The organism is Vibrio sp. 03_296 (genome assembly GCF_002265885.1).
This window is the reverse complement of sequence record NZ_NPKW01000139.1, coordinates 1-26369: the sequence shown is the minus strand read 5'-3', so window position 1 is coordinate 26369 and position 26369 is coordinate 1. Positions and strand designations below refer to the sequence as shown.

At 47.2% G+C, this 26369-nt stretch carries 29 protein-coding genes, 1 pseudogene, 1 riboswitch and 1 other annotated feature; of the genes and pseudogenes, 15 read left to right on the top strand and 15 right to left on the bottom strand.

What is annotated here, in order from left to right; all coding sequences use genetic code 11:
* Positions 1-73: 73 nt before the first annotated feature.
* A complete protein-coding gene (locus CIK04_RS17870; RefSeq protein WP_097352866.1) occupies positions 74-964 on the bottom strand; it encodes a YvcK family protein in 891 nt (296 codons plus the stop codon).
* A gap of 175 nt (positions 965-1139) precedes the next feature.
* A riboswitch (molybdenum cofactor riboswitch) is annotated at positions 1140-1290 on the top strand.
* Here CIK04_RS17870 and moaA point away from each other — a divergent pair.
* The 11 genes from moaA (at position 1279) to CIK04_RS17815 (ending at position 11308) form a co-directional block, all read left to right on the top strand.
* Positions 1279-2268 (top strand): GTP 3',8-cyclase MoaA, encoded by a 990-nt coding sequence (moaA, locus tag CIK04_RS17865; RefSeq protein ID WP_097352877.1) that lies wholly within the window; start codon positions 1279-1281, stop codon positions 2266-2268. Its footprint overlaps the riboswitch before it by 12 nt.
* 78 nt (positions 2269-2346) lie before the next feature.
* On the top strand, positions 2347-2859 hold the full coding sequence (moaB, locus tag CIK04_RS17860) for a molybdenum cofactor biosynthesis protein B (RefSeq protein ID WP_017428876.1): 513 nt from the start codon (positions 2347-2349) through the stop codon (positions 2857-2859).
* Positions 2860-2869: 10 nt separating this feature from the next.
* Positions 2870-3349, top strand: a complete 480-nt coding sequence (moaC, locus tag CIK04_RS17855; protein ID WP_017428877.1) for a cyclic pyranopterin monophosphate synthase MoaC — start codon at positions 2870-2872, stop codon at positions 3347-3349.
* Positions 3346-3591: a molybdopterin synthase sulfur carrier subunit gene (gene moaD, locus CIK04_RS17850; RefSeq protein ID WP_011080886.1), complete on the top strand. Its 246-nt coding sequence runs from the start codon at positions 3346-3348 to the stop codon at positions 3589-3591. The genes moaC and moaD overlap by 4 nt, the downstream gene beginning before the upstream one ends.
* A gap of 1 nt (position 3592) precedes the next feature.
* Entirely contained in the window at positions 3593-4048 is a 456-nt protein-coding gene (gene moaE, locus CIK04_RS17845) for a molybdopterin synthase catalytic subunit MoaE (protein ID WP_097352867.1), read from the top strand.
* A gap of 556 nt (positions 4049-4604) precedes the next feature.
* Positions 4605-6236 carry an ABC transporter substrate-binding protein gene (locus CIK04_RS17840; protein WP_097352868.1) on the top strand — a complete coding sequence of 544 codons (1632 nt, stop codon included), beginning with the start codon at positions 4605-4607 and terminating at the stop codon, positions 6234-6236.
* Positions 6237-6338: 102 nt separating this feature from the next.
* Complete coding sequence (oppB, locus tag CIK04_RS17835) at positions 6339-7259, top strand: oligopeptide ABC transporter permease OppB (protein WP_017428878.1); 921 nt, start codon at positions 6339-6341, stop codon at positions 7257-7259.
* Positions 7260-7276: 17 nt separating this feature from the next.
* A complete protein-coding gene (gene oppC / locus CIK04_RS17830; RefSeq protein ID WP_013572108.1) occupies positions 7277-8179 on the top strand; it encodes an oligopeptide ABC transporter permease OppC in 903 nt (300 codons plus the stop codon).
* Between the two features lie 28 nt (positions 8180-8207).
* Complete coding sequence (locus tag CIK04_RS17825) at positions 8208-9179, top strand: ABC transporter ATP-binding protein (RefSeq protein ID WP_026130801.1); 972 nt, start codon at positions 8208-8210, stop codon at positions 9177-9179.
* Positions 9176-10171 (top strand): murein tripeptide/oligopeptide ABC transporter ATP binding protein OppF, encoded by a 996-nt coding sequence (gene oppF, locus CIK04_RS17820; RefSeq protein ID WP_011080880.1) that lies wholly within the window; start codon positions 9176-9178, stop codon positions 10169-10171. Before CIK04_RS17825 ends, oppF begins: the two co-directional genes overlap by 4 nt.
* Positions 10172-10357: 186 nt before the next feature.
* Positions 10358-11308 (top strand): glutathione S-transferase family protein, encoded by a 951-nt coding sequence (locus CIK04_RS17815; protein WP_097352869.1) that lies wholly within the window; start codon positions 10358-10360, stop codon positions 11306-11308.
* Positions 11309-11405: 97 nt separating this feature from the next.
* On the opposite strand, the gene CIK04_RS17810 is transcribed toward CIK04_RS17815, so the two are convergent.
* The 13 genes from CIK04_RS17810 to CIK04_RS17750 form a co-directional block, all read right to left on the bottom strand.
* Complete coding sequence (locus tag CIK04_RS17810) at positions 11406-11798, bottom strand: GspS/AspS pilotin family protein (protein WP_038969068.1); 393 nt, start codon at positions 11796-11798, stop codon at positions 11406-11408.
* Positions 11798-12094: a YciI family protein gene (locus CIK04_RS17805; RefSeq protein ID WP_017428879.1), complete on the bottom strand. Its 297-nt coding sequence runs from the start codon at positions 12092-12094 to the stop codon at positions 11798-11800. The genes CIK04_RS17810 and CIK04_RS17805 overlap by 1 nt, the downstream gene beginning before the upstream one ends.
* 101 nt (positions 12095-12195) lie before the next feature.
* Complete coding sequence (gene yciA / locus CIK04_RS17800) at positions 12196-12594, bottom strand: acyl-CoA thioester hydrolase YciA (protein ID WP_011080876.1); 399 nt, start codon at positions 12592-12594, stop codon at positions 12196-12198.
* 80 nt (positions 12595-12674) lie between these two features.
* Positions 12675-13238, bottom strand: a complete 564-nt coding sequence (locus CIK04_RS17795; protein ID WP_097352870.1) for a septation protein A — start codon at positions 13236-13238, stop codon at positions 12675-12677.
* A 130-nt stretch (positions 13239-13368) separates the two neighbouring features.
* Positions 13369-13611, bottom strand: a complete 243-nt coding sequence (locus CIK04_RS32765) for a hypothetical protein (protein ID WP_026130799.1) — start codon at positions 13609-13611, stop codon at positions 13369-13371.
* 184 nt (positions 13612-13795) lie between these two features.
* On the bottom strand, positions 13796-15058 hold the full coding sequence (locus CIK04_RS17785) for a dicarboxylate/amino acid:cation symporter (RefSeq protein ID WP_026130798.1): 1263 nt from the start codon (positions 15056-15058) through the stop codon (positions 13796-13798).
* A gap of 338 nt (positions 15059-15396) precedes the next feature.
* Complete coding sequence (gene trpA / locus CIK04_RS17780; RefSeq protein WP_017790681.1) at positions 15397-16203, bottom strand: tryptophan synthase subunit alpha; 807 nt, start codon at positions 16201-16203, stop codon at positions 15397-15399.
* Entirely contained in the window at positions 16203-17393 is a 1191-nt protein-coding gene (trpB, locus tag CIK04_RS17775; RefSeq protein ID WP_011080871.1) for a tryptophan synthase subunit beta, read from the bottom strand. Before trpB ends, trpA begins: the two co-directional genes overlap by 1 nt.
* A 75-nt stretch (positions 17394-17468) precedes the next feature.
* The gene (gene trpCF / locus CIK04_RS17770; protein WP_176463367.1) at positions 17469-18896 is read right to left on the bottom strand and encodes a bifunctional indole-3-glycerol-phosphate synthase TrpC/phosphoribosylanthranilate isomerase TrpF; all 1428 of its coding nucleotides are present in this window, start codon (positions 18894-18896) and stop codon (positions 17469-17471) included.
* 8 nt (positions 18897-18904) lie between these two features.
* A complete protein-coding gene (gene trpD / locus CIK04_RS17765) occupies positions 18905-19903 on the bottom strand; it encodes an anthranilate phosphoribosyltransferase (protein WP_017422350.1) in 999 nt (332 codons plus the stop codon).
* A gap of 18 nt (positions 19904-19921) precedes the next feature.
* The gene (locus CIK04_RS17760; protein ID WP_011080868.1) at positions 19922-20500 is read right to left on the bottom strand and encodes an aminodeoxychorismate/anthranilate synthase component II; all 579 of its coding nucleotides are present in this window, start codon (positions 20498-20500) and stop codon (positions 19922-19924) included.
* Between the two features lie 2 nt (positions 20501-20502).
* Positions 20503-22068: an anthranilate synthase component 1 gene (locus CIK04_RS17755; protein ID WP_097352872.1), complete on the bottom strand. Its 1566-nt coding sequence runs from the start codon at positions 22066-22068 to the stop codon at positions 20503-20505.
* Between the two features lie 128 nt (positions 22069-22196).
* Positions 22197-22299 (bottom strand) — a sequence feature (Trp leader region).
* Positions 22246-22371 (bottom strand): trp operon leader peptide, encoded by a 126-nt coding sequence (locus CIK04_RS17750; protein WP_017422348.1) that lies wholly within the window; start codon positions 22369-22371, stop codon positions 22246-22248. It overlaps the preceding feature by 54 nt.
* Before the next feature lie 85 nt (positions 22372-22456).
* Between CIK04_RS17750 and CIK04_RS17745 the strand changes: the two genes are divergently transcribed.
* Positions 22457-23338, top strand: a complete 882-nt coding sequence (locus CIK04_RS17745; protein ID WP_017790676.1) for a PHP domain-containing protein — start codon at positions 22457-22459, stop codon at positions 23336-23338.
* Between the two features lie 30 nt (positions 23339-23368).
* Complete coding sequence (locus CIK04_RS17740; protein ID WP_038940265.1) at positions 23369-23989, top strand: L-threonylcarbamoyladenylate synthase; 621 nt, start codon at positions 23369-23371, stop codon at positions 23987-23989.
* Positions 23990-24064: 75 nt separating this feature from the next.
* Here CIK04_RS17740 and CIK04_RS17735 read toward each other — a convergent pair whose 3' ends face one another.
* Positions 24065-24775: a calcium-binding protein gene (locus tag CIK04_RS17735; RefSeq protein ID WP_097352873.1), complete on the bottom strand. Its 711-nt coding sequence runs from the start codon at positions 24773-24775 to the stop codon at positions 24065-24067.
* Between the two features lie 335 nt (positions 24776-25110).
* Between CIK04_RS17735 and rluB the strand changes: the two genes are divergently transcribed.
* Positions 25111-26073, top strand: a complete 963-nt coding sequence (gene rluB, locus CIK04_RS17730) for a 23S rRNA pseudouridine(2605) synthase RluB (protein WP_097352874.1) — start codon at positions 25111-25113, stop codon at positions 26071-26073.
* Between the two features lie 117 nt (positions 26074-26190).
* Positions 26191-26369, top strand: a pseudogene (locus tag CIK04_RS17725) (IS5/IS1182 family transposase); the annotation flags it as partial.

Below are 26369 nucleotides of genomic sequence, written 5' to 3'. Positions count from 1 at the left end.
AGATACGAGCCCTTTTAACGTCAAAATACAAGCGATTTACCAAGCCCTAAGTCTGGCTTCGTATGTTTAATCGCTATTCGGTGAGTTGCTGCTCTATAGCGAGGCGTAATTTTTTACGGTCATGACGCCAATCGCGATTCGCGGAAGCAAGAGATTGGGTCACAAAGTGCCATCGATCTTTCAACTCAGGATGCTCAGTATCCCCCAAGACTACGTCAATCTTTCGCCCTTGGCATGCACGCTCACACCATTCGAGTTTCTCTTGAAAGCTCATTCGACCAGCAGGGCCGAATTCTGGACTTAAGTTCGCAACAAAAATCAACTTGGCCTTTTTGTTGTGTGCTATAGCCTTGCCAAGTTCCGGTAATAATAGTGGTGGCATGATACTGGTCAGAAAACTACCTGGGCCGAGAATGATCGCATCCGCCTCTTCAAGCGCTGTAATGGCTTCTTTTGTTGCTGGCACTTCTGGGGAGAGATCTAAGCGGCGCAAATCAGTGTCCATTTCATCCACATTTGTCTCACCAGTGACCCAGCGTCCATCGGTTGATAGCGCGGTCAGATCGGAAGGATGCTCAGACATCGGTAAAATATTCACTTGCACTTTTAGCATGTCGCGAACCAGATTAATGGCATCGAGAGGGCGGACCGATAAGTTGTCGAGCGCCGTCAACATTAGGTTTCCGAGGTTGTGACCATCAAGCTCTCCACTGCCTTTGAAGCGATATTCGAACATCATCGAGCTGATGGAAGGTTCTGTGATCAACTGATTGATGCAGTTGCGTGTGTCTCCCCACGCAATGCCCCCTTGGCAATGGCGAATTCGTCCTGTTGAGCCGCCATTATCTGTGGTCGCGACAATACCCGTTGCATTGCCACCAAACTCTTTGAGAGCCGCAAGCATTCTTCCCAAGCCATGACCGCCGCCAACAGCGACGACCTTTTTGGAAGCGTATATGTTCATTCTGTTCTTCTTATTTTTTCATAACCAACTACAATTTAGAGTATCCCGTTAATAACAGGTACTCACAAGGTGGTAAATTGTGGGTTTAGTGAGATTTTTCTAGATTAGAGCTAGATTCCACTACAAATATTAAGTATTTTAACGGGCAAAGCTACCATTTGACCAATAGGGTCAAGGGTTGCCATAACTCCGAGCTTAACTTGCTAAGTTATTCGACATCAAGTGTTGAATAATACGCGGCTTAAGCCAGTGGCAAAAGGTCACAAGGGCGTATTTGGAAATGACTACGCCTCCCGTGTTTGGAAAGGTGTTCCGTGGCGCAACAATTCGAAGATAGATTCCACCGCAAATTCTATTACTTGCGTCTGTCCGTGACGGACGTGTGTAATTTCAAATGTACTTACTGTTTACCTGATGGCTACCAACCTTCGGGGCAGAAAAACTCGTCTTTTTTAAACCTCGCTGAAATCCGCCGAGTCGTTAAGGCTTTTGCTGACTGTGGCACAAGTAAAGTGCGTATTACTGGCGGAGAGCCAAGTCTGCGTAAAGATTTTACTGACATTATCCATACGGTCGCTTCAACTCAAGGCATCAAACGAGTTGCCACCACCACCAATGGCTATCGAATGGAAAAGCACATTGGAGAATGGAAAGAAGCAGGTTTAAATCAAGTTAATGTCAGCGTGGATAGCCTTGACCCACGTATGTTCCATCAAATCACCGGCGAGAATAAATTTCACCAAGTGATGTCGGGGATTGATAGCGCGTTTGAAGTGGGTTTTGAACAAGTGAAAGTTAACGTTGTGTTGATGAAAGATCTCAACCACAACGAGTTGCCTGCTTTTTTGCACTGGATTAAGCATCGTCCCATCCAATTGCGCTTCATCGAACTGATGCAAACGGGTGAGATGGATACATTATTCCAACAACATCATGTCTCTGGTGTGGCGATTCGCAATCATCTGATCGCAAATGGCTGGTTACTGAAAGTGAAGGCGGCTAATGATGGCCCTGCGCAAGTGTTCGTTCACCCTGACTATCAAGGTGAGATTGGTTTGATCATGCCTTACGAAAAAGACTTTTGTGCGAGCTGTAACCGCTTACGAGTTTCTGCGAAAGGCAAACTGCACTTATGCCTATTTGGTGACCGAGGTGTTGAGCTTAGAGATTTGCTCCAACAGGACTCTCAAGAGTCAGCACTTATTGAACGAATTCAAGCGGAACTGCAAACCAAATCCGTCAGCCATTTCTTAAACGATGGCAACACCGGCATGACGCCACATTTGGCTTCAATAGGCGGATGATCCGCAAAATTAAATTATTCAGCTGGCAATCCCGAATTGCTGGCAACGCAACCAATTTAACTGAGAGAAGGTGAACACATGGGTCACGCAGAAAGTAAATTCCAACCAGCCAACATCGCGGTTCTCACTGTTTCTGATACACGTACGGAAGAAAATGATACTTCTGGTGCGTACCTCGTTGAAAATGCAAAAGAAGCAGGCCACAACGTGGTCGACAAACAAATTGTCATCGATGACATGTACAAGATTCGCGCGATCGTCTCTCAATGGATCGCAGATGAAAACGTGCAAGCGATTATGATCACTGGTGGTACTGGATTCACTTCTCGCGACAGTACTCCTGAAGCACTAAAACCGCTTTTCGACAAAGAGGTTGAAGGTTTTGGTGAGTTATTCCGTCAGGTTTCTTATGAAGAAATTGGCACTTCGACGATTCAATCTCGTGCGATTGCCGGTTTTGCAAATCATACAGTGATTTTTGCTATGCCAGGTTCAACGGGGGCTTGTCGTACAGGTTGGACTAAAATCATCAAGCAACAATTGGATGCGAGCCATCGTCCTTGCAACTTTATGCCTCACCTGAGCGTATAAAGGAGGGTCCATGAGCCAGTTTACTCACATCAACGCCTCTGGCGAAGCAAACATGGTGGATGTGTCTGCCAAAGCTGAAACGGTACGCGAAGCACGTGCGGAAGCGTTTGTGCATATGGCACCAGAGACGTTACAGCTTATTGTTTCTGGTCAGCATCACAAAGGAGATGTTTTCGCGACGGCCCGCATTGCGGGTATTCAAGCCGCCAAGAAAACATGGGACTTAATCCCGCTATGTCACCCTTTATTATTGTCAAAAGTCGAAGTACAGCTAGAAGCGATCGAAGCGGAAAATAAAGTTCGTATTGAATCGGTTTGTAAACTAGCGGGTAAAACCGGCGTTGAGATGGAAGCGCTGACCGCCGCGTCTGTCGCGGCACTGACAATTTACGATATGTGTAAAGCGGTGCAGAAAGACATGGTGATTGGCTCTGTGCGTTTGCTAGAGAAAACGGGTGGCAAGTCTGGACACTTTAAGGTGGAAGCATGATTAAGGTTTTATTCTTTGCTCAAACCCGTGAGCTGGTGGGTGTGGATTCAGTCGATGTTGAGGCAAACTTCGACACCGTTGAATCGCTTCGAGCGCATTTAGCTGAGCAAGAAGGTAAGTGGTCACTTGCTTTAGAGGCGGGCAAATTACTTGCTGCAGTCAATCAGTCGATCGTTCCACTGGAAACAACACTACAAGATGGTGACGAAGTGGCCTTTTTCCCTCCCGTGACAGGGGGGTAGCGTGGATAATCGTATCTCAGTTCAAGTCGAAGATTTCGACATCGCAGCAGAATATGCGTGGTTGTCACAAGGGAGCGCGGCGGGCGCTGTGGTGACTTTTGTTGGCAAGGTGAGAGACATGAACTTGGGCGACAATGTCACGGGCCTAAGTTTGGAGCATTATCCAGGGATGACGGAAAAAGCGCTGGGTGAGATTTGTGATCAAGCCGAGCAGAGATGGCCGCTGCTGAATGTCCGTGTTATTCATCGAGTTGGCGACCTTAATATCGGTGATCAAATCGTGTATGTTGGGGTGTCTAGTGCACATCGCGGTGCGGCGTTTGAGGCTTGTGAGTTCATTATGGATTATCTCAAGACCAAAGCGCCTTTCTGGAAAAAAGAACGCACAACCGGAGCAACTCGATGGGTTGAGTCTAGAGAGTCTGATGCTCAAGCGGCTGAGCGCTGGCAATCATAGCCGTTTCCGCTATATGCTAAATTTGTGATTCAAAGCGATGGTTCTGTCCATCGCTTTTGTTATTTTGCTGTGACAGAGCAGTTTGTTGTGACAGAACAAACGCTCTAACAATTTTTCCCACTTCAATTTCCGTTCGGTGAGTCTCTTCACACTCTTCAATTTTCTGACAATACAATTCCCACAATTCGTTAGACGTCATGTGTCGTAAATGTTAATTTTTGGCTAATTATCTAGCACAAGATGCTGGTATGTGGTTATTTTTTAGATTTATTGGCACTTATAGCTATCGCTGATTGGTCTGGTAAATGAAAATAACCATGAGAAATTAATATACTGGCATAAGGTGCTATTTTCGTGGCGTTCAGTCAGGATTATTGAGTTTTTTGCTACATTTTTATGGCAAATTACTTCAATGATTGCTAATGTGTGCCGCAATCTTTGCAATACTTTTAGTTGTTTTGTTTTCTAAAACGCAGCTAAAAAGTTCTAAAACACTGCCGTTCTGGTGTTTTGGCAAAGAAGTCATGGATGCAAATATAAAACTTGGAGTTTATGCATGTATAAGAACAAAATCACCCAAGCACTTCTTCTTGGTGCTGGTCTAACACTCGCAACTACCTCTCTTTCTGCTCTTGCCGCAGACGTACCAGCTGGAACTAAATTAGCAGCAAAACAAGAACTCGTTCGTGGTAACGGTACTGAAGTTGCTACTATCGACCCGCACAAATCTCAAGGTGTGCCAGAGTCACATGTGATTCGTGACCTATTGGAAGGTCTAGTAAACCAAGATGCAGACGGCAACACCATTCCTGGTGTCGCAACGAGCTGGGAAACGACGGACAACAAGACCTTTACTTTCCACCTACGTAAAGATGCAAAATGGTCTAACGGCGACCCTGTTACCGCGCAAGATTTCGTATACAGCTGGCAACGTGCTGTCGATCCAGCAACAGCATCGCCATACTCTTGGTACATGGAATACACCAAGATGAAAAACGCGAAAGACATTGTTGCAGGTAAGAAAGACAAATCTGAGTTGGGTGTAAAAGCGGCTGACGATTACACGCTCGTTATCGAGCTTGAAACGGCGGTTCCTTACTTTGTGATGATGACTGGTCACACCACCATGAAACCAGTACACAAAGCAACGGTAGAGAAGTTTGGTGATCAGTGGACTAAGCCAGAAAACTTCGTCGGTAACGGTGCATTTGTTGTAGACAAATGGGTTGTTAACGAACGTTTAGAAATGGTTCGTAACACCAAGTACTGGGATGACTCTAAGACAGTGATCAACAAAGTCACTTTCCTACCAATCGAAAACGCGGTTGCAGAAATGAACCGTTTCCTTTCGGGTGAAATTGACTTTACATCAACGCTACCAACTGAGCACTTCAAGCGTCTGAAAAAAGAGCACCCAGAATCGGTTTCTGTTGAAGGTAGCCTATGTACTTACTACTACTCTTTCAACACGAAGAAAAAACCGTTTGATGACGTACGTGTACGTAAAGCAATCTCGTACGCGATTGACCGTGACATCGTATCAAACGCGATCTTAGGTCAGGGTCAGAAGCCTGCCTATTTCCTAACGCCAGAGATCACTGCAAACTTCAACCCAGAACTTCCTGAGTACGGCAAAATGTCTCAGAAAGAGCGTAACGCAGAAGCGGCTCGCCTACTTGAAGAAGCGGGTTACGGCAAAGGCAATCCACTGAAGTTTACTTTGCTTTACAACACCAACGAAAACCACAAGAAGATCGCCGTTGCGCTCGGTTCTATGTGGAAGAAAACACTTGGTCTAGATGTTAATCTTGAAAACCAAGAGTGGAAAACTTACCTATCTACTAAAGATCAAGGTGATTTCGAAGTGGCACGCGCTGGTTGGTGTGGCGACTACAACGAAGCATCTTCGTTCCTAACTCTGATGGTGAGCGCGAATACAACGGGTGGTCAGCACTGGGGTAATGCAGAGTATGACGCTCTGATCGACAAAGCGCTGAAGTCAACATCTGAAGCAGAGCGTACTGCGCTGTACTTGGATGCTGAAAATCTGATGGCAAAAGATATGCCTATCGCACCAATCTACCAATATGTACGTTCGCGTCTACTAAATCCTCGTGTTGGTGGTTTCCCATCAAACAACGCGGAAGAGAAGATCTACTCAAAAGATCTCTACATCATCGCGAAGTAATCACCTAAGCTGATAACTATAAAAATAGAGACACTGCATGTGGCATAGCCGCATGCAGCGTCTAATTTCATTTAAACTGTCACAGACTGAAAGAGTGAGTTTATGCTTAAATTCATCATTAAAAGGATCTTTGAGGCGATTCCAACCATGTTGGTTTTGATCACCGTATCTTTCTTTCTTATGCGTTTCGCACCAGGTAACCCATTTTCAAGTGAGAAGCCACTTCCGCCTGAAGTTATGGCCAATATCGAAGCCAAATATGGCCTAGATAAGCCGGTGCTCGAACAATACACCACTTACTTATTTAACGTTATCCAGGGCGATTTTGGCCCGTCGTTTAAATACCTTGACTATTCCGTAAACGAATTGATTTCCGTTGCGTTGCCGGTATCGGCGAAAGTTGGTTTCATTGCGTTTATCTTTACCGTTATTCTCGGGGTCACGGTCGGCACCATTGCCGCACTCAAACACAATACTTGGGTGGATTACACCATTATGTCTACGGCCATGATTGGTGTGGTTATGCCATCGTTTGTGTTAGCCCCCGCGCTGATCTACCTCTTTGCGCTGCATTGGGATTTGTTCCCTGCAGGCGGTTGGCATGATGGCGGTCTGAAATACCTTGTCCTACCGGTTATCGGTATGTCGCTGCTTTATGTCGCGACCTTCGCTCGTATCACTCGTGGTTCGATGATCGAAACGCTCAACAGTAACTTTATTCGTACTGCTCGAGCGAAAGGGTTGAGCTACCCTTACATCATTGTAAAGCACGCACTCAAGCCAGCTATGTTACCTGTGGTTTCTTACATGGGGCCTGCGTTTGTCGGCATTATTACCGGCTCTGTTGTTATCGAAACCATCTTTGGTTTACCAGGTATTGGTAAGCTATTTGTTAACGCCGCATTTAACCGTGACTATTCACTGGTTATGGGCGTAACGATTCTGATCGGTTTCTTGTTTATTCTGTTCAACGCCATCGTAGATATTTTGTTGGCGATGATTGATCCGAAAATTCGCTACTAACAGGGACGTATATGGTTATGTTGACGAAAAAAGAGAATCTGGAAGCGCTTGAGAAGTTTTCAGAAAACTTAGAAATTGAAGGTCGCAGCTTATGGCAAGATGCCCGCATTCGCTTTATGCGAAACAAAGCTGCGATGGTGAGCTTGTTTATCCTTATGGTGATGACACTTGCTGTCATTTTCCTACCGATGTTAGCGCCTTTCACGTTTGATGATACTGACTGGTATGCCATGCACGTTGGACCAAATGCTGAGCATTGGTTTGGTACGGATAGTTTAGGCCGAGATTTGTACGTTCGTACCTTGATTGGTGGTCGTATCTCACTAATGGTGGGTGTGCTCGGCGCATTGGTCGCGGTTACGATCGGTACGCTCTACGGCGCGGCCTCAGGTTTTATTGGTGGCCGTACTGACCGTATTATGATGCGTATTCTTGAAATCCTTTACGCAGTGCCTTTCATGTTCCTTGTAATCGTTCTGGTGACATTCTTCGGTCGTAACATTGTGCTGATCTTCGTCGCTATTGGTGCCATTGCTTGGTTGGATATGGCGCGTATTGTACGTGGTCAAACACTGAGCTTACGTAGCAAAGAGTTTATCGAAGCCGCCCACGTTTGTGGTGTGAGCAAGTGGAAGATCATCACTCGCCACATTGTGCCAAACGTACTTGGCATTGTTGCGGTTTACTCAACACTATTGATTCCGAGCATGATTCTGACTGAATCTTTCCTTTCATTCCTTGGTCTTGGGGTTCAAGAGCCAATGACGAGTTGGGGTGCACTTCTACAAGAAGGCTCTCAAACAATGGAAGTGGCTATTTGGCAGTTGGCTTTCCCAGCCCTGTTCATGGTTGTCACTCTATTCTGTTTCAACTACGTCGGTGATGGCTTGCGCGATGCGCTGGATCCAAAAGACAGATAATTAGAACGGTAAGATTAAGGAAGCAATGATGAGCTTATTAGATGTCAAAGATCTGCGCGTCGAATTCACCACGCAAGATGGTATCGTGACCGCAGTTAACGATTTAAATTTCTCACTCAATCAGGGTGAAACTCTCGGTATCGTAGGTGAGTCAGGTTCAGGCAAGTCGCAAACCGTATTTGCGATCATGGGTCTGCTAGCCAAAAACGGTATTATCTCAGGCAGCGCAAAGTTCGAAGGTAAAGAAATTCTAAACTTGCCAGAGAAAGAACTGAATAAAGTTCGTGCTGAACAGATTGCGATGATCTTCCAAGATCCAATGACCTCTCTGAACCCATACATGAAGGTGAGCGATCAGCTCATGGAAGTGTTGATGCTGCACAAAGGCATGGGCAAAGCTGAGGCGTTTGAAGAGTCTGTGCGTATGCTTGAAGCCGTGAAAATTCCGGAAGCGCGCAAGCGTATCACCATGTATCCCCACGAATTTTCAGGTGGTATGCGTCAGCGCGTGATGATTGCGATGGCGCTATTGTGCCGTCCTAAACTGCTGATTGCCGATGAGCCGACGACCGCACTTGACGTAACGGTGCAAGCGCAGATTATGGATCTGCTCAACGAGCTCAAACAAGAGTTCAACACCGCTATCATTATGATCACTCATGACCTTGGTGTCGTGGCTGGCTCTTGTGACAAAGTGCTGGTGATGTACGCCGGTCGTACCATGGAGTACGGCACGGTAGATGAAATTTTCTACAACCCAAGCCACCCTTATGCGGAAGGCTTACTTAAGGCGATCCCACGTTTGGATACCGAAGGTGAGATTCTGCCAACCATTCCTGGTAACCCACCAAACCTACTACGCCTACCGCCTGGCTGCCCTTACCAAGAGCGTTGCCATCGCGTAATGGATCGTTGTAAGCGCGAAGCGCCAATCCTGACCCCATTTGCCGATGGTCGTCAACGGGCGTGTTTTTCTGAATGGGAGGCTTGGACAAAATGAGTGCACAAGAGAAAAAAATTCTACTGGATGTAAAAGACCTTAAAGTTCACTTTAGCATTGCATCCAAGTCGGCATGGCCATGGAGCAAGCCGTCGAGTCTTAAAGCGGTTGACGGTGTGAACATTCGTCTTTATGAAGGTGAAACCCTCGGCGTAGTGGGCGAGTCCGGATGTGGTAAGTCTACTTTCGCGCGTGCCATCATTGGTCTGGTGAATGCGACGGAAGGTGAAGTGGTATGGCTAGGTCAAGACCTCACCAAGATGAAAGAAGTGCAACGTCGCGAAACACGCAAAGACATGCAGATGATTTTCCAAGATCCGCTTGCCTCGCTTAACCCGCGTATGACCATCGGTGACATCATCGCTGAGCCACTAGAAACCTTCTACCCTGAACTTGGTAAGCAGGAAGTAAAGTCTCGCGTGAAAGAGATGATGGCCAAAGTGGGTCTGCTACCCAACGTGATTAACCGCTACCCACACGAATTTTCTGGTGGTCAGTGTCAGCGTATCGGCATTGCACGAGCTCTGATCCTGAATCCGAAAATGATCATCTGTGATGAACCGGTTTCAGCACTTGACGTATCGATCCAAGCTCAAGTAGTTAACTTGTTGAAAGAACTGCAAAAAGAGCTAGGCCTTTCTTTGGTGTTCATTGCGCATGACCTTTCGGTGGTAAAACACATTTCTGATCGCGTGTTGGTGATGTACTTGGGTAATGCGGTTGAGCTGGGCACCTCTGAAGCCTTGTTTGCGGACCCTAAACACCCATACACACGCGCATTGATGTCGGCAGTGCCCATTCCAGATCCAAAGTTGGAGCGTGCGAAAACCATTCAAATGCTTGAAGGTGACCTGCCTTCACCGATGAATCCGCCGTCTGGTTGTGTGTTCCGTACTCGTTGCCCACAGGCAACAGAGGCGTGTGCACAAACCAAACCAACGATTCAAGGTAATGACACACACGCAGTGTCTTGTTTACATGTAGAGATGTAATGTAATTCAGCCTGTGACGGGCTTAAGCGCGGTTTCTTTATGAGCCGCGCTTTTTTTATCTCTATTATTTGAGTTTAACCCTGCCTTGTCGGTGATACGTTCAAATTTTTCGAATATCACTTGCAAATATTAGCGCTTAATAAATCACGCCCTTTTCCTATACTGAGAAAAAAGTGAGGAGGGTTCATGGGCAAATTAATTGAAGGGGTATGGCACGACGTTTGGTACGACACAAAGCAGACCAAAGGAAAGTTCGTGCGTGAAGATGCAGGATTTCGAGACTGGATTGAAAATAAACCACAAGCGCCCTTTCAGCCGGAATCGGGTCGCTATCACCTTTATGTTTCGTTAGCTTGCCCTTGGGCGCACCGAACGCTGATTTTCCGCAAATTAAAAGGGCTGGAGGAGCATATTGATGTCACGGTGGTTTGCCCTGACATGCTCAGTGATGGATGGAAGATGGGGTTGCCAGAGCCCTTGTTTGGTCACACCAAATTACATCAAATCTATACCCAAGCAAAACCAGACTATACTGGGCGAGTGACGGTTCCAGTTCTTTGGGATAAGAAAACCAATACAATCGTGAGCAACGAATCATCGGAAATCATTCGCATGTTTAACTCGGCGTTTAATCAACTGACGGGGAATCAAGATGATTACTATCCAGATTCGTTACGCGAGGTCATCGAAGAGTGGAACGCCTTTATTTACCCCAACATCAACAACGGCGTTTATCGTTGTGGGTTTGCCACGACGCAAGAGGCTTATGAAGAAGCGTATAACGCTCTTTTTTCTGCACTCGATCGTGTCGAGCATCATCTCGCGACGCATCGTTACTTAGCGGGCAGCCAAATGACGGAAGCCGATTGGCGCTTGTTCACCACACTGATCCGCTTTGACGCGGTGTACGTTGGCCATTTTAAGTGTAATCAAAAGCGCATTGCGGATTACCCCCATCTTAATGGCTACATGAAAGAGCTGTATCAGATCGAAGGGATTGCTGAAACGACGGATTTCTACCACATTAAACGCCATTACTATTTTAGTCACATTGGAATTAATCCAACGCAAGTTGTGCCACTCGGCCCTGATTTGGATTTGGACAGTGACCACGCTCGTGAGGGTATTGGACGTTAGGGAATTTGCGATCAGATGTCGCGACGTGAACTTAAATAAAACGGAGGTCGTGACCTCCGTTTTTTCTGTTATTGAGCGCTGTTTTCGAAGCAAGCCGCTATTGTGGCTGACAACTCGCCGCCGTCACCATCTCATCGATGATCAGTTGCCCACGAGAGTTGCGAATCTTGATGCGGTACATCAGCCCCATATCGAGTTGGTTTCGCACGGTTGCGTCTTCACAGTATTTACTTACGCTGGTGGAAAGCAGCTCTTGTGTCGGTTTTGCACCAGTTGCGTCGGTGTTGTAGATCATCATGATCTCAACAATGTTTTTCGATGATGAAATACGCATGACTTGAAGTGGACCGTATTCAATCGGTAATCCCGCCGAGAGTACGCCAGCGCGGTTAGACGCCATGAGCTCTAATTGGCGCTCTTTCTCACCATTTGAAGAACAGCCCGCTAATGCCAACAACACTAACGATGCAGAGAGTACTTTTTTAAACATTAGAACACTTTCTTGAAAGGTTTAACGATCACATTGGCATAAACACCCGCTGCGATATAAGGATCGGCATCCGCCCAGGCTTGAGCTTCTTGCAAAGAAGGAAACTCCGCAATGACGGTTGAACCTGTGAAACCCGCGTCACCAGGGTTGTCAGAGTCGATGGCTGGCATCGGGCCTGCAGTTAATAGACGTCCTTCGTCTTGCAATGCTTGCAATCTCTCTAGGTGTTGTGGGCGCACACTAAGGCGTTTTTCCAACGAATTCTCAACGTCCTGAGAAAAAATGACATACCACATTCTCTTTTCCTTTCTAATGGTGATACTAACTTGGCCTAATCTATCTCAATTACAGGGAGTTAGAACAGCTAAATTCGAGAAACTGTGAAACTCTACGGAATTTATGCCGTAACGATAGGCCGTGGTTTGCCGTCTGCATCAATGGCGACATAGTTAAACGTGGCATCGCAAACCATAAAGCGATCTTCGATCCCGTGGTCGCGTACGGGCTTCACCCAAACTTCGAGATTAATCGACATTGAAGTGCGACCGATTTTGGTACATTCACCGTAAACACACACGACATCGCCCACGCTGACTGGTTTTTTAAAGGTAATTCCGGACACGGATACAGTGACGATTCGTCCGTGCGAGATCTCTTTCGCCAAAATACCACCGGCGAGATCGAGCTGAGACATGATCCAACCACCAAATACATCCCCATTGGCATTGGTATCGGCTGGCATGGCGAGGGTTCTTAACAGTAACTGACCCTTTGGAGAGTGAAATTCCTGACTCATTTTGACATCCACAACAAACAAAACAGCGACCAAAGGGTCGCTGCGAAAAATAAGAACAGGATTATAGCAAAAAATGCAGTTTATTCATCCGTTGGCACGTCCGATGACTGGCCATTTTGTTCTTTAGGGAGATGTTTATAAATATAGCCGCCAGTGAGGAGGGTAAAAACCAACGTCGCCGCTAATAAACCAAAGACTTTAAAATTCACCCAAACATCTAAAGGAAGCTGGTAGGCCACATAGATATTCAACCCTGCACAAAAGGTGAAAAAGCCCACCCATGCCCAGTTAATGTTGGCCCATACTGACTCCGGCAAGGTGATCTCTTTGCCCAACATGCCTTTGATGGCCGATTTGCCCATAACATGGCTCACCGTCAAACCAATGGCAAATACGGCGTAGACGATGGTCACTTTCCACTTAATAAAGTTGTCGTCATGCAGGAAAATGGTCATGCCACCAAAAATGGCCACCATCAAGAAGGTGATTAACTGCATCTTCTCAACTTTCTTGTACAAGGCGTAGGTGACAACAATCTGGATGGCTGTTGCGGCAATCAGGGCGCCTGTTGCAACATAGATATCGTACATCTTGTAGAGGGCAAAAAAGATAATTAGAGGAATAAAATCAAGTGTTTGCTTCATGTGGCAAAAATGTTCCTGTCGATTGAATTGCCCACAGTCTAAACAAAACTGGCTTAATGTGAAGTCTTGAAAGCAAATGTTGGCTCTTTGAGGGTTAGGAAGCCCAAAGGCTTCCCGAGATTCGCCGTTTTTAAACCGCGCCCTGAAATTGGGCGATGACACGTTTCATGTCTTCCAAATAGCCTTCGGTGCGGAGATTCTCAACGGTCACCTCAAGTTCATCGTCGGTCATTGAAAAGCACGTTGTTTTGCCCGTGGTTATGCCAAGGTAGTGGTGGTACTCATCTTCGGTAAAATGGCCAATGCGGTCTAACAGTAGTGCCTTCATGCCATGATGGATAAGGCCATAATAGGTGCGTCGATGTAACGTCATAATGCTGTCCTCATTCTGCGTCGAAGCACAAACTGCGTGATGAATTTGACGCTTCTGATGGTTATGAGCACGAAGCAATATGAGTGCCACTTTCAGTTTGCCGCCTTTGGCACCTTCTTCTGGCATAAAAAAGGGGCAACGCATTGGTCACCCCGTTTTGAGAATCAATTTGCAAAAACTGCGATTAAGCTTCTTGCTTGTTCATCTCTGTTTGTTTTTCGTTTTCTTCATCAAGCAGCGCATCGACAATAACGGCACACGCTGCATCACCAGTGATGTTGAGCGCGGTACGAATCATATCGAAGATACGGTCAAGAGCGAACAACAGTGGTAGACCTTCGATTGGAATGCCCGCTGCGAGCAAGACTGCAACGACAAGGAAAGAAGGGCCAGGAACACCGGCTTGACCTACTGCGCCGAGCGTTGCAGTGATGATAATGGCGATGTAAGCACCCATGCTCAAATCGATGTTGAATAGCTGAGCAAAGAAGATCGCGACTAGGCCGTAGTAAATGGCGTTACCAGACATGTTGATCGTTGCGCCCAGAGGCAGAACGAACGATGCGGTGGAGTTGCGAACACCCAGATCTTTCTCTACGGTATCCATAGTCACTGGCAGTGTTGCCATTGAAGAGGCAGTTGATAGCGCAACCGCTTGTGGCTTTTTCATCGCACTAATGAACTTCTTCGCAGAGGTTTTAGTAAACAACTGGATCATCAGTGGGTAAGCAACGAAGCCAAAAATAAGAATCGCGGCAACGTAAACCACAAACAGTTTAAACACCACCATCAGGGCGCCAAAGCCAAAGGTACCAACGGCTTCTGCCATCAGGCCAAATACACCAAGAGGCGCGATGACCATCACTTTGTTGATCATCCAAACCATGGAATCAACAATGCAGTTTACGCCATTCATAATGGGTTCACGCTTCTCTTTCTCTTGTTTAGAGATGGCGATACCTAAGAATAGACAGAAAACGAGGATCTGTAGGATGTTGGCTTCATTGAGTGACTGGAAAACGTTGGTTGGGATCATACCAGTGATGGTAGCCCAAAAAGTAGGAAGTTCACCTTTAGAAGCGTACTCAGCAGAGAACATGCCTTCGACACCTGAAACATCGATACCCATGCCCGGTTTGAAGACTTCACCCATGAACAGGGCAAGTGCAACGGCAAGTGCAGATGTGAGACCGAAGTAACCTAGTGTCACGAAACCTACTTTGCCAGCAGATTGACTATTGCCTAGGCCCGCTGCACCAGAAATTAGGGCAACAGCGACAAGAGGGATAACCAGCATCTTGATCAGGTTGATGAAGATGGCCCCCAGTGGGGCAAACATAGAGGCGCTATCACCCATCAAGGCACCAACGGCAGTACCCACGATCATGGCGATGACAACCTGCACACCAATGTTGCGTAACAAACTCTTTTCTTTTAACACTTCCATAACCTCTGTGCTAATAAATATTAAAAATCCAGAATTACCCACTGAACGAAAAGTGTTCTTTGGATAAATATTCGATCAGATTTTTACACGTTTATTTCACATTTAGCAATATGGGATAAGAAGCGAGGGCGTGAATATCAGGCGTTTTATTGACGATTGACAATTTTTTAAGCAGTGGGCAAACGTTTGCTATAGCTTGCCCTTATATAAAGGTGACATTTTATTGAGTGATGGCTCGTTTACAAGCCGGGATGGAAGCGAGTTGGAATGTTAAAAAAAGATCGATTTCTACTGAAAAATAAGAAATCGATCTCATAGATGTTTAGATGTCTACCACGTTACTTTTGTGTTGCAGACTTCATGTTGGAAACAAAGTTTGCCAGTGCCGTTAACATCGCGTCAGGTTCATTGAGGTGACTTTCGATGATTTTGACCACTGCTGAGCCTGAAATGGCACCTGCCGCACCCGCATCGATGGCCTGTTTGACTTGCTCTGGCTCTGAGATACCAAATCCCAACAGTGCCGGTGGCGCATTAAATTGTTCTAGCTTCGCAAGCATATCACCCACAGGCATGTTGGCTTTTGTTTCAGCTCCTGTGACCCCCGCTCGAGAGAGAAGATAGGTATAACCGCCACCCAGTTGTGAAACCTGTTTTAGTGTTTCATCACTGGCCGTTGGTGGTGCGATGAAGATTGGATGTACACCAAACTTTTCAGCTGCCGCGACAAACTCTGCACTCTCGTTAGTTGGGACATCGGCGATCAACACAGAATCAATACCGGCTTGTGCGCAACGTTGGTAGAAATTCTCGATACCTCGTGAATACACCAAGTTGGCGTACATCAATAGGCCAATCGGCAGATCTGGGTATTTAGCTCGGATTTGCCCAATCAAGTCAAAACAGATATCAGGTGTTGCGCCTGAATCCAGTGCACGAATATTTGCGCCTTGGATCGTTGGGCCGTCGGCCAATGGATCAGAAAATGGAATGCCAAGTTCAAGAGCATCGGCACCTGCTTGAACTAAGGTATCCATGATCTTGAGTGACAGTTCTGGATTCGGGTCACACACGGTAACAAAAGGAACAAAGGCACCTTGTTTTTGCGCCGCTAAACGCTCAAATGTCGCTTGATAACGGTCCATTAGATTGCTCCTTTTTCTTCTAAAATGGCATGAACGGTAAAGATGTCTTTGTCACCTCGACCAGATAGGTTAACGACCAATAACTGCTCTTTCTCTGGGTTGTTGCGGGCCATTTTCAGCGCATGCGCTAAAGCGTGAGACGATTCTAACGCGGGGATAATGCCTTCACTTCTTGCCAGCTCTTGGAACGCATCAAGCGCTTCATCATCGGTGATGCTGTCGTATTCCGCGCGACCAATGGCATTAAGGTGAGCGTGTTGAGGCCCCACCGATGGGAAATCGAGACCTGCGGAAACAGAGTATGACTCTTCGACTTGGCCGTTTTCATCTTGCATCAGGGGCGCTTTCATACCAAAGAAAATGCCAGTTTTACCATGTTTTAAGGGTGCGCCGTGTTGGTCGGTATCGATGCCTTTGCCCGCAGGCTCAACACCAATTAGGCGAACCGTTTCCTCTTCGATAAAATCGGCGAACATACCGATGGCGTTTGAACCGCCACCGACACAAGCAATCACCGCATCAGGTAGGCGACCTTCACGTGCGAGGATCTGATTCTTCGTTTCTTCGCCAATCATTCGTTGGAACTCACGCACGATGGTCGGAAAAGGGTGGGGGCCCGCGGCAGTGCCCAATAAGTAGTGGGCGGTTTCATAGCTACCAGACCAATCACGCAATGCTTCATTACACGCGTCTTTCAGTGTGGCAGAACCTGAGTGCACCGGGATCACCGTCGCGCCCATTAACTTCATACGAAACACGTTAGGACTTTGGCGTTCAACGTCTTTTGCTCCCATGTACACACGGCATTTCAATCCCAGTAGTGCGCAAGCAAGTGCGGTAGCAACACCATGTTGGCCTGCGCCCGTTTCAGCAATGATCTCGTTTTTGCCCATGCGCTTAGCCAGTAGTGCTTGGCCAAGAACTTGGTTGGTTTTGTGCGCGCCGCCGTGTAGCAAATCTTCACGTTTTAGGTACAGTTTGGTTTTGGTGCCTTTGGTTAGATTGCGCGTCAGCGTCAGTGCGGTTGGGCGGCCTGCGTACTCTTGGAGTAATCCCATAAACTCACTGCGGAAGTCAGGGTCTTCTTGTGCGTCAATGAAAGCTTGTTCGAGCTGCTCTAATGCGGGTACCAGAATCTGAGGTACGTACTGACCGCCGTATTCGCCAAAGTAGGCATTTAACTTAGTCATGTTTGCTTCCTTAATTGTGTTTGGCTGTGTGCCAGAATTTGTTCTTCACTGAACCTCAGGTTCAGTTCATCAATATCAATAATTTCGGATGGCTGCAAACGCTTGCTGCAGCTTCGTCAGATCTTTTTTCCCTGGGCTTTCTTCAACACCAGAGTTTAAATCCAGTCCTAAGCATCCAAGGCTTGCCGCCTTTTGCGCGTTGTCTGGATTGAGACCGCCTGCCAACATGATATGGCTTGGATCATCCAATAGAGTCCAATCAAACGTGCTTCCTGTTCCACCGCTTTGTTGCCCCACTTGTGTATCGAAAAGATGGCGATCAACATCTTGAGTGAGTAAGGTCGGTGCTTGCTTGGTCACGCCATAGGCTTTCCAAATCTCAACCGATTCGTTGAGTTGCTGGCGCAGTTGTGCGATGTAATCGGCGTCTTCGTTACCATGTAATTGCACCGCATGCAGTTGGAGCTGGTTTGCAATGTCAGCCACCAAGGCAATGGGGTGATTTTGGAACACGCCAACATAATTTAGCGGAGCGCCACTCATCGTCAGCCGTGCCTGCTCAATATCCACGGCGCGTTTGGACTGTTCAACAAAAATCAAACCACCAAAGACAGCGCCTGCTTGATAGGCTTTGGCTGCCTCCTCTGGATGAGTGAGACCACAGACTTTGTTTTCACCCAGTGTTACTTTACGTACCGCGAGCTCGAGGTTTTTTTCTGCCATCAACGAGCTGCCAATCAAAAAGCCATCGGCATATTGGGCGAGATCGCGTACTTGCTGGTGGGTGTAAATGCCCGATTCCGAGATCAAAATCGCTTCTGGTGCTAAGCGACGTAAAGTGGGTGCGAGTATTTTAGTGCGGTTCAAATCGGTGGTGAGGTCTCGTAAGTTGCGGTTGTTAATGCCAATCACTTTCGCCCCCAGCTTCACCGCACGCTCCAGCTCATCATCATTACTGATCTCAGTTAGCACACCCATTTGCAACTGGTGGGCAACATCTGCCAGTGCTTGATATTGCTCGTCATTGAGGACGGACAACATCAATAAAATGGCGTCGGCTTGATAGTGACGAGCGAGATAGACTTGATAGCTATCAACCATAAAATCTTTACACAGCACAGGTTGGCGCACTTGTTGACGCACTTGGGGTAGAAAATCGAAGCTGCCTTGAAAGTATTTCTCATCGGTAAGTACTGAAATCGCATCTGCGTGGTGGTTGTACACCGACGCGATGTAATCCAAGTCGAAATCTTCGCGGATCAATCCTTTCGATGGAGAGGCTTTCTTACATTCAGTAATGAATACCGTGCGTTGGCCCTGCAAGGCTTGGTAAAAGCTGCGATCCGATGGTGTCAATGTGGTTTGGAAACTGGCCAATGGTTGCGCCTGTTTACGCTCTGCTACCCACTGGTATTTATCGCGAACTATCTTGGCTAGGACTTCCGCCATTTGTGCTTCCTGCAGGGAAACGTGTTCTGACAGTTTTTCGTTGTTGTTTGTCATCATAAACCTCAGGCGTGTTGAGCCAATTTTTCGACCAGTTGATACGCTTTACCAGAGTTCATTGCGTCGATCGCTTGTTGCGTATTGGCTTTGAGATCTTCATGACCAAAAAGACGCATGAGTAGCGCGACGTTGACGGCAACGGCACTCAATTGAGCTTCCGTTCCTTTTCCGGTGAGTAAGTGCGTGATGATGGCTTTGTTTTCCTCAGGATCGCCCCCCTTAATCGCTTCCAATGGGTGCGTATTAACGCCAAAATCGGCTGGGGTGAGAGTGTATTCGTGAATTACGCCATCTTTGATTTCTGCGACCAAGGTGTCGCCATGAATAGCGACTTCGTCCAAGCCGCTGCCATGTACGACCGCGGCACGTTTCATGCCCATTTTCAGCATGGTTTCTGCGATTGGGCGAACCAGTTCTTGGCTATATACACCCATCAGTTCGATGTTAGGACGCGCAGGGTTAATCAAGGGGCCTAAGATATTGAAGATAGTACGCGTTTTCATGGTTTGGCGCACAGGCATCGCGTGCTTCACACCGCTATGGTATTGAGGTGCAAACAAAAAGGCGACGCCAATGCTATCGACGGCTGAGCGAGTATCTTCTGCGCTCATCGCGAGGTTGATGCCAAATGAATCAAGTAGATCGGAAGAACCAGATTTACTAGAGACGCTGCGATTACCATGTTTAGCGACTTTCAACCCACAGGCCGCGGCCACAAAGGCAGCGGTAGTCGAGATATTGATGGTGTTGTGGCCATCACCACCCGTGCCCACAATGTCGGCAAAATCGTAATCAGGACGCGGAAAAGGTTGCGCATTAGCAAGCAACGCTTTGGCTGCACCGGCAATTTCATCGGGTGTTTCCCCTTTGATTTTCAGTGCTGTTAGGGCCGAAGCCATGAGAATAGGGTCTAGCTCGCCGCGAATAATGGTGTCGAAAAGTTGTTGGCTTTCTTGCTCTGTCAGAGATTCTTGCTGATACAGTTTGTTGATGATGGCTTCCATAATCTTTTCTCCCAATCCTTATGCTAATGCCCAGTTAATCGCGTTGGCTAACAACGTCGCACCTTGTGTCGTCATGATGGACTCTGGGTGAAATTGAAAACCGCACACCTTGTCTTCTTCGTTAACCACTGACATAACAAGGCCATTCACTTCGGCGGTTACGGTCAGCGTTTGCGGTACGTGTGTTGCCACCAAAGAGTGGTAGCGCGCAATCGCCAGTGGGGATGGCAACCCTTGATAAATCGCATGGCTTTGGTGCTCCATCATCGAGACTTTGCCATGGATGATTTCACCTGCGCCTGCCACGGTGCCGCCATAGGCTTCCACAATCGCCTGATGGCCGAGACAAATGCCAATCACTGGGACTTTGCCTTTGACGCGAGCAATTAGCTCTGGCATACAGCCCGCCTCTGATGGCGCGCCTGGCCCTGGAGAGAGCAGCACCACTGGGCGCTCGAGTTGCTCAATCGCGTCGACAATAGTGTCTGTGGCAATACTATTGCGGTAAATCTTTACTTGGTGGCCTAAAGAGCGGAACTGATCAACCAAGTTGTAAGTAAATGAATCGAAGTTATCGATAAATACAATGTCCGCCATCTTTACGACTCCTTGTGGGCTTTCTGAATGGCAGAGATGACTGCCTGAGCTTTGCCGCGCGTCTCATCGGCTTCGGCTTGTGGGTCGGAATCAAAGACCACTCCGGCACCGGCTTGCACTTGTGCGATGCCGTTTTCAACGTAAGCAGAGCGAATCACGATACAGGTATCCAGTGTGCCTTCGCCAGTGAGGTAACCGACAGCCCCACCGTAGCTGCCACGGCGAGCCCCTTCTACATCACGAATCAATTGCATGGCGCGAATTTTCGGAGCGCCCGTTAATGTGCCCATATTCATACACGCTTGGTAGGCATGTAGTGCGTCAAGATCGTCACGTAATTGTCCAACAACGCGCGAGACTAGGTGCATGACATGGCTATAGCGGTCTACTTTAAGTAAATCGGCGACGTGGCGCGTCCCCGCGCGAGAAATGCGTGCGACATCATTTCGAGCGAGATCCACCAACATCATGTGCTCGGCGTTTTCTTTCTTGTCGGTGCGAAGTTCAAGTTCAATTCGGCTATCGAGGTCGAAATCGATCTCACCATTGGCTCGCTTGCCACGGCGTCGAGTTCCTGCAATGGGGTAGATTTCCACTTGATTGGTGTGCGTTTCATATTTCAACGCGCTTTCCGGTGATGCGCCAAACAACGTAAAGAGTTCATCTTGCATGTAAAACATGTAAGGACTTGGGTTGCTGACTTTGAGCTCTTTATAAGCCGCCAACGGTGACGGGCAGGGCAGAGTAAAGCGGCGTGATGGTACGACTTGGAAAATGTCGCCTTTGATAACATATTGCTTTAGATCGCGTACCACTTGGCAAAAGGCGTCATCGCTGATGTTGGTATCGACCTCAACCTCATCGAGATGGGTGGCTTTAGGTAGCGCTTTCGGGGTAGCACACAGAGTGCGGATTTGTTCAATACGCTGATTTAGTGCTTCTTTTTGTGAGTCGTCTGCAAAAAGCGTTGCTTGTAAATGGCAACTCTCGGTCTGGTGATCGACCACCATCAGCGTTTCTGCCACGTAGAAGACGTAGTCAGGACATTGATTTATCGCGTGGGCCTCACCCAGTGGTTCAAAGTTGGCCACCAAGTCATAGGCAAACAGACCACCGATAAAGATTGCGTGCTTGTCTTTTTCCGTCAAATCAAAGCTGTGTTGAACCAGCCTCAACGCGTCGAAACTAGAGGCTTCACGCAAGCGCGAGTCTTCATCGAGGCGGTCATCTGGGCTTGAGAAGATGAGAGTAAGTTGTTGTCCATCAAACTGATGTTCAACCTCTTTCGCGACATTCTTGGTCAAATGGGTTAACAGATTTTTGCCGTTGTCACTGAGTGCTGTCATGGTGACCACATGGCCATGGCAAACCATACGTACCGCGGAATCGACAATCAGTAAGCTTTTAAGATCTTGTTTTGAATCGATTTCGGCCGATTCGAGCAGTAAGCTATCGCGTTTGTTTTCACACAAAGTATGAAAAAGGCGCGTAGGATCCGAATGGTAAGGAACCGTCGTTGACAGAAGCTCTAGCTGCCCTAGTGTGGTGATGTTAATGGCCTTGTTCACAAGACCTCCTTATTATTCAATTCTTTGTCTTCCTGCTGTACATACTCGCACAAAGCAAACGTTCACCCAACGCAGAATTTGTTCGTTTTGATGAATGTTTAATCAGTTGATTGTGAGGTGTGCAACAAAATAAAAAGCCCGCATGATTAGCGGGCTTTGTGTGATTCGTTTTCTTTATTAAAAGTACACGTTAGCCCACCAAGAACTTGTCCAAGTGCGCCACCAAGCGAGCTCTGCTGCATTAACATTCTCGTTATGCAGAACAAGTTTCGCTTTCTGGTTGTGGTTAAATTCTTGTAACATGGTCGGCCCTATAGTCAGGTACTTTGTATTTGTGTACTAGTTAACTAGTGCAAGGGTAAAAAGTCAACCCCCTAGAAGCAAATATATGAGAATAGATTTACATAGCCACACGACGGCCTCGGACGGTCGTTTTTCACCCCAAGATCTCATCGAGCGAGCCCTAGCGTTTGACTTGGATGTTCTCGCGGTGACCGATCACGATACGGTAGAAGCGTTGGCGGAAATACATCGTTATGTCGATGAGAAGCAATTGCCAATTAAAATCATTAATGGCATTGAAATATCCACGGTTTGGCAGAATAAAGACATCCATGTCGTGGGCTTAAATGTTGATCCTAACAACATGACACTGAATCAACTGATTGAGCAGCAACAAGAACATCGTGTTAGCCGCGCTGAGCTGATTGCTCAACGTTTGCAAAAAGCGACACGGGAAGGTGTGCTCGAAGAGGTGCGACAAATCGCTGATGGCGCTCCGATTACCCGGGCTCATTTTGCCAAATGGCTGGTGGATAATGGTTATGCCAAAACGATGCAGCAGGTGTTTAAAAAATACTTAACGCGCAATAATCCGGGTTACGTCCCGCCAAACTGGTGTTCAATCGAAGACGCAGTGAAAGCCATTCATGCCGCAGGGGGCCAAGCGGTGCTTGCACACCCAGCGCGATACAACTTGACGGCGAAATGGTTGAAACGATTGTTGCAAGCGTTTGCCGAGGCTGGTGGCGATGCGATGGAAGTGGCGCAGCCTCAACAATCGCAGCAAGAAAGGCGCAATTTGGCTGATTATGCAATACAATACAAACTATTAGCTTCCCAAGGCAGTGATTTTCATTATCCGTCTCCGTGGATGGAGTTGGGAAGAAACCTCTGGTTACCCGCAGGGGTTGAACCAGTGTGGAAAGATTGGGGTTTAGAACCGGTAGACAAAGTGCAAACCGTGTCTACGAATGCCCCTGAGCTATAGAGCCGAGAGGTTCGATAATGAGGAATTACCATGAGCCAGTTTTTTTACGTTCATCCAGAAAACCCACAGGCTCGCTTGATTAATCAAGCCGTAGCAATCATTCGAAATGGCGGAGTGGTGGTGTATCCAACCGATTCAGGATACGCGTTGGGCTGTCAATTAGAAAACAAGCAAGCATTAGACAGAATTTGCCAGATCCGTCGCTTAGACGAAAAACACAACTTCACACTGTTGTGCCGTGACCTTTCAGAGTTGTCCATCTACGCACGTGTGGATAATACGGCGTTTCGTTTGTTAAAGAACAACACTCCAGGTCCTTACACCTTTATTTTTAAAGGGACCAAAGAAGTGCCGCGTCGTTTGATGAACGCTAAGCGTAAGACCATAGGTATTCGTGTACCCGATAACCGTATTGCCCTAGATCTGCTTGATGCGTTGGGTGAGCCACTGATGTCTACCTCACTGATTTTGCCAGGCAAAGAGGTAACGGAAGCCGATCCAGAAGAGATCCGCGATAGACTTGAACACGCGGTTGATGTGATTCTCAACGGAGGTTACTTAGGTGAGCAACCAACGACGGTGATTGACTTTAGTGAAGGTGATGCGGTTGTTGCGCGTATTGGTTCTGGTGACCCAGCACCATTTGAGTAATGATGTTAGCGATGACGTATAGTTCAAAGGGAAGCTTAGCTTCCCTTTGTTTTTAAGCGACGATACTCGCACGTATCAAGCAAAATCAAACAGCTCAATACCGTAATGGTCAATCCAATTCATATCGTATTGAGAAACGCCTGTGAGAGTGAGTTCGACTCCCCATTCTTCGCTGGAGAATACAGCGTCTCCCCATTGATTGAACGAGAGATCAAGATCATCTCGTGACTGAAGGAAGGTGTCGCGAATACCATCTCCATCGGTATCTTTGCCGATATTGAACGAAATTTTGTCGTAGCACAGATTAAAGTCGAGGATCTCGGCTTTGATTTCAATGTCATTCACTGGCACTTGTTGATCGTGTACGTTGATCGGCAAATGGTTGGTGAGAACAAAAGTATCCTTTCCGCAACCACCGCTGAGCATTGAATCGCCGTGTCCTACGACCAACGTGTCATTACCCCAGCCGCCGCTGAGAAAGTTATTCCCTTCGTAGTCATAAATGATGTCGTCACCGCTTCCACCAAAGAGGGTGTCATTACCTAAACCACCGGAGAGAAAGTCATTTCCTGAGCCGCCGGAAATGAAATCATTGCCACGACCGCCTAGCAGGGTATCGTTACCCCATCCGCCAAAAATATAGTCGTTTCCCCCGAAGCCGACGAACTTATCGTCACCTCCAAAGCCAAAGAATATATCAGTGGTTTCCGATCCTACGGTGCCTTTCAGATCGTCGTCTTGTGCGGTACCAAATATCCAGTTCAAATCAACCGTTGTTCCAGACATAGATTATTCCTTTTGTTTTGTGATGATATTGACTGCAAGCGTTACATAAAATTGCTTGATAATTTTATCAGTGTCCGAAAAGTAGACCCATGAACCAAAGTAGGAAATTGGTGGTGGTGGAGTATGGTATTTCTAATACTCTTAGATGGTTAACTGACTCGATATCACGGATGGATATGCGCAGTTTTCCACAGCTCGTCGAAGGGGAGATCTTACATTGAATGAAATTTTCCCGTATAATCGGCGCCCCGATTCCGAGCATCGGGTAGACATTGTAAACGGGTCTAGCTTGGTAAGACTAAGACGTCTGAGAAGACGACAATTTAGGTAGATAAATGAACGAAAAATTACAGAAAGTTTTGGCACGAGCTGGTCATGGCTCACGTCGTGAATTGGAAGCATTAATCAAATCAGGACGTGTGAGTGTGAACGGTATCGTCGCGAAACTGGGCGAACGACTAGAAGATGAGCAAGCAGTAGTGCGCATCGATGGTCACGTTGTGTCCGTGAAAGCTCAGGAAGAGGTGATTTGCCGAGTGTTGGCATACTACAAACCTGAAGGTGAGCTCTGTACGCGTCACGACCCAGAAGGTCGCCGTACTGTTTTTGATCGTCTACCAAAAATCCGTGGCTCTCGCTGGATCTCTGTTGGTCGTCTTGATGCGAATACCTCTGGTTTGTTGCTTTTTACCACTGATGGTGAGTTGGCAAACCGACTAATGCACCCAAGTCGTCAAGTTGAACGTGAGTACCTAGTTCGCGTGTTTGGCGAAGTGAATGAGCACAAGGTACGTAACCTCGTTAACGGCGTTGAGCTCGATGATGGTTTAGCTCGCTTTGAAGACGTGGTTTATACTGGCGGTGAAGGTATGAACCATACGTTTTATGTTGTGATCAATGAAGGTCGTAACCGTGAGGTTCGTCGTCTTTGGGAATCTCAGGATTGCACAGTAAGCCGTTTAAAACGTGTACGTTATGGTGACATTTATCTTGATAAGAAACTGCCACGTGGTGGTTGGATGGAGCTTGAGCTGAAAGATGTGAACTACCTACGCGAGTTGGTAGAGCTTCGTCCAGAGAAAGAGACCATGATTGAGTTGAATAACTCATCACGTAAGCGTGACCGTGCCCGTAGTCAGAAGATTCGCCGCGCGGTAAAACGTCATGAAGAGCGCGTGAGTACGCCAAAAGGTCGCAGCAACAATGCGGCACGACGCAAGCCAAGTAAGGCCGATGGTCAAACAAACAAAACCAATAGCCGCAACCAAGCGGGTAGCCGCTCTAATCCACAGCGCTAAGATAACGAGCAGAAATGAAAAGGCTTGCCATTGGCAAGCCTCAGACTGCTGACAAAGGTCTAGCTTTCGAGCTAGACCTTTGATCTAATAGGGGTATCGAAATATGGATACTCCGATATGCTTCAAGAACCCACCCCGCAACAATACGAACTGGAAATGGTGACGATGGAACAGTTAGTTCCTAAAGACCATTTAGTGCGCAAAATCGATAATGCTATCGACTTTGAATTCATTCGTGATGAAGTCGCTCATCTTTATTGTAAAGATAATGGGCGTCCACCTGTTGACCCTGTTCG

What these genes read in the sequence shown, in the direction of transcription:
- CIK04_RS17825 (WP_026130801.1), top strand. Translation starts at nt 8,208, where the DNA reads ATGAGCTTATTAGATGTCAAAGATCTGCGCGTCGAATTCACCACGCAA.
- CIK04_RS17750 (WP_017422348.1), bottom strand. Translation starts at nt 22,371, where the DNA reads ATGTTACAAGAATTTAACCACAACCAGAAAGCGAAACTTGTTCTGCAT.
- moaC (WP_017428877.1), top strand. Translation starts at nt 2,870, where the DNA reads ATGAGCCAGTTTACTCACATCAACGCCTCTGGCGAAGCAAACATGGTG.
- oppB (WP_017428878.1), top strand. Translation starts at nt 6,339, where the DNA reads ATGCTTAAATTCATCATTAAAAGGATCTTTGAGGCGATTCCAACCATG.
- trpD (WP_017422350.1), bottom strand. Translation starts at nt 19,903, where the DNA reads ATGGAAGCCATCATCAACAAACTGTATCAGCAAGAATCTCTGACAGAG.
- CIK04_RS17815 (WP_097352869.1), top strand. Translation starts at nt 10,358, where the DNA reads ATGGGCAAATTAATTGAAGGGGTATGGCACGACGTTTGGTACGACACA.
- moaD (WP_011080886.1), top strand. Translation starts at nt 3,346, where the DNA reads ATGATTAAGGTTTTATTCTTTGCTCAAACCCGTGAGCTGGTGGGTGTG.
- yciA (WP_011080876.1), bottom strand. Translation starts at nt 12,594, where the DNA reads ATGAGTCAGGAATTTCACTCTCCAAAGGGTCAGTTACTGTTAAGAACC.
- CIK04_RS32765 (WP_026130799.1), bottom strand. Translation starts at nt 13,611, where the DNA reads ATGACGTTACATCGACGCACCTATTATGGCCTTATCCATCATGGCATG.
- trpCF (WP_176463367.1), bottom strand. Translation starts at nt 18,896, where the DNA reads ATGACAAACAACAACGAAAAACTGTCAGAACACGTTTCCCTGCAGGAA.
- CIK04_RS17735 (WP_097352873.1), bottom strand. Translation starts at nt 24,775, where the DNA reads ATGTCTGGAACAACGGTTGATTTGAACTGGATATTTGGTACCGCACAA.
- CIK04_RS17785 (WP_026130798.1), bottom strand. Translation starts at nt 15,058, where the DNA reads ATGGAAGTGTTAAAAGAAAAGAGTTTGTTACGCAACATTGGTGTGCAG.
- trpA (WP_017790681.1), bottom strand. Translation starts at nt 16,203, where the DNA reads ATGGACCGTTATCAAGCGACATTTGAGCGTTTAGCGGCGCAAAAACAA.
- CIK04_RS17805 (WP_017428879.1), bottom strand. Translation starts at nt 12,094, where the DNA reads ATGTGGTATGTCATTTTTTCTCAGGACGTTGAGAATTCGTTGGAAAAA.
- CIK04_RS17795 (WP_097352870.1), bottom strand. Translation starts at nt 13,238, where the DNA reads ATGAAGCAAACACTTGATTTTATTCCTCTAATTATCTTTTTTGCCCTC.
- oppC (WP_013572108.1), top strand. Translation starts at nt 7,277, where the DNA reads ATGTTGACGAAAAAAGAGAATCTGGAAGCGCTTGAGAAGTTTTCAGAA.
- CIK04_RS17745 (WP_017790676.1), top strand. Translation starts at nt 22,457, where the DNA reads ATGAGAATAGATTTACATAGCCACACGACGGCCTCGGACGGTCGTTTT.
- oppF (WP_011080880.1), top strand. Translation starts at nt 9,176, where the DNA reads ATGAGTGCACAAGAGAAAAAAATTCTACTGGATGTAAAAGACCTTAAA.
- CIK04_RS17740 (WP_038940265.1), top strand. Translation starts at nt 23,369, where the DNA reads ATGAGCCAGTTTTTTTACGTTCATCCAGAAAACCCACAGGCTCGCTTG.
- CIK04_RS17840 (WP_097352868.1), top strand. Translation starts at nt 4,605, where the DNA reads ATGTATAAGAACAAAATCACCCAAGCACTTCTTCTTGGTGCTGGTCTA.
- rluB (WP_097352874.1), top strand. Translation starts at nt 25,111, where the DNA reads ATGAACGAAAAATTACAGAAAGTTTTGGCACGAGCTGGTCATGGCTCA.
- CIK04_RS17810 (WP_038969068.1), bottom strand. Translation starts at nt 11,798, where the DNA reads ATGTTTAAAAAAGTACTCTCTGCATCGTTAGTGTTGTTGGCATTAGCG.
- moaB (WP_017428876.1), top strand. Translation starts at nt 2,347, where the DNA reads ATGGGTCACGCAGAAAGTAAATTCCAACCAGCCAACATCGCGGTTCTC.
- CIK04_RS17760 (WP_011080868.1), bottom strand. Translation starts at nt 20,500, where the DNA reads ATGGCGGACATTGTATTTATCGATAACTTCGATTCATTTACTTACAAC.
- CIK04_RS17870 (WP_097352866.1), bottom strand. Translation starts at nt 964, where the DNA reads ATGAACATATACGCTTCCAAAAAGGTCGTCGCTGTTGGCGGCGGTCAT.
- trpB (WP_011080871.1), bottom strand. Translation starts at nt 17,393, where the DNA reads ATGACTAAGTTAAATGCCTACTTTGGCGAATACGGCGGTCAGTACGTA.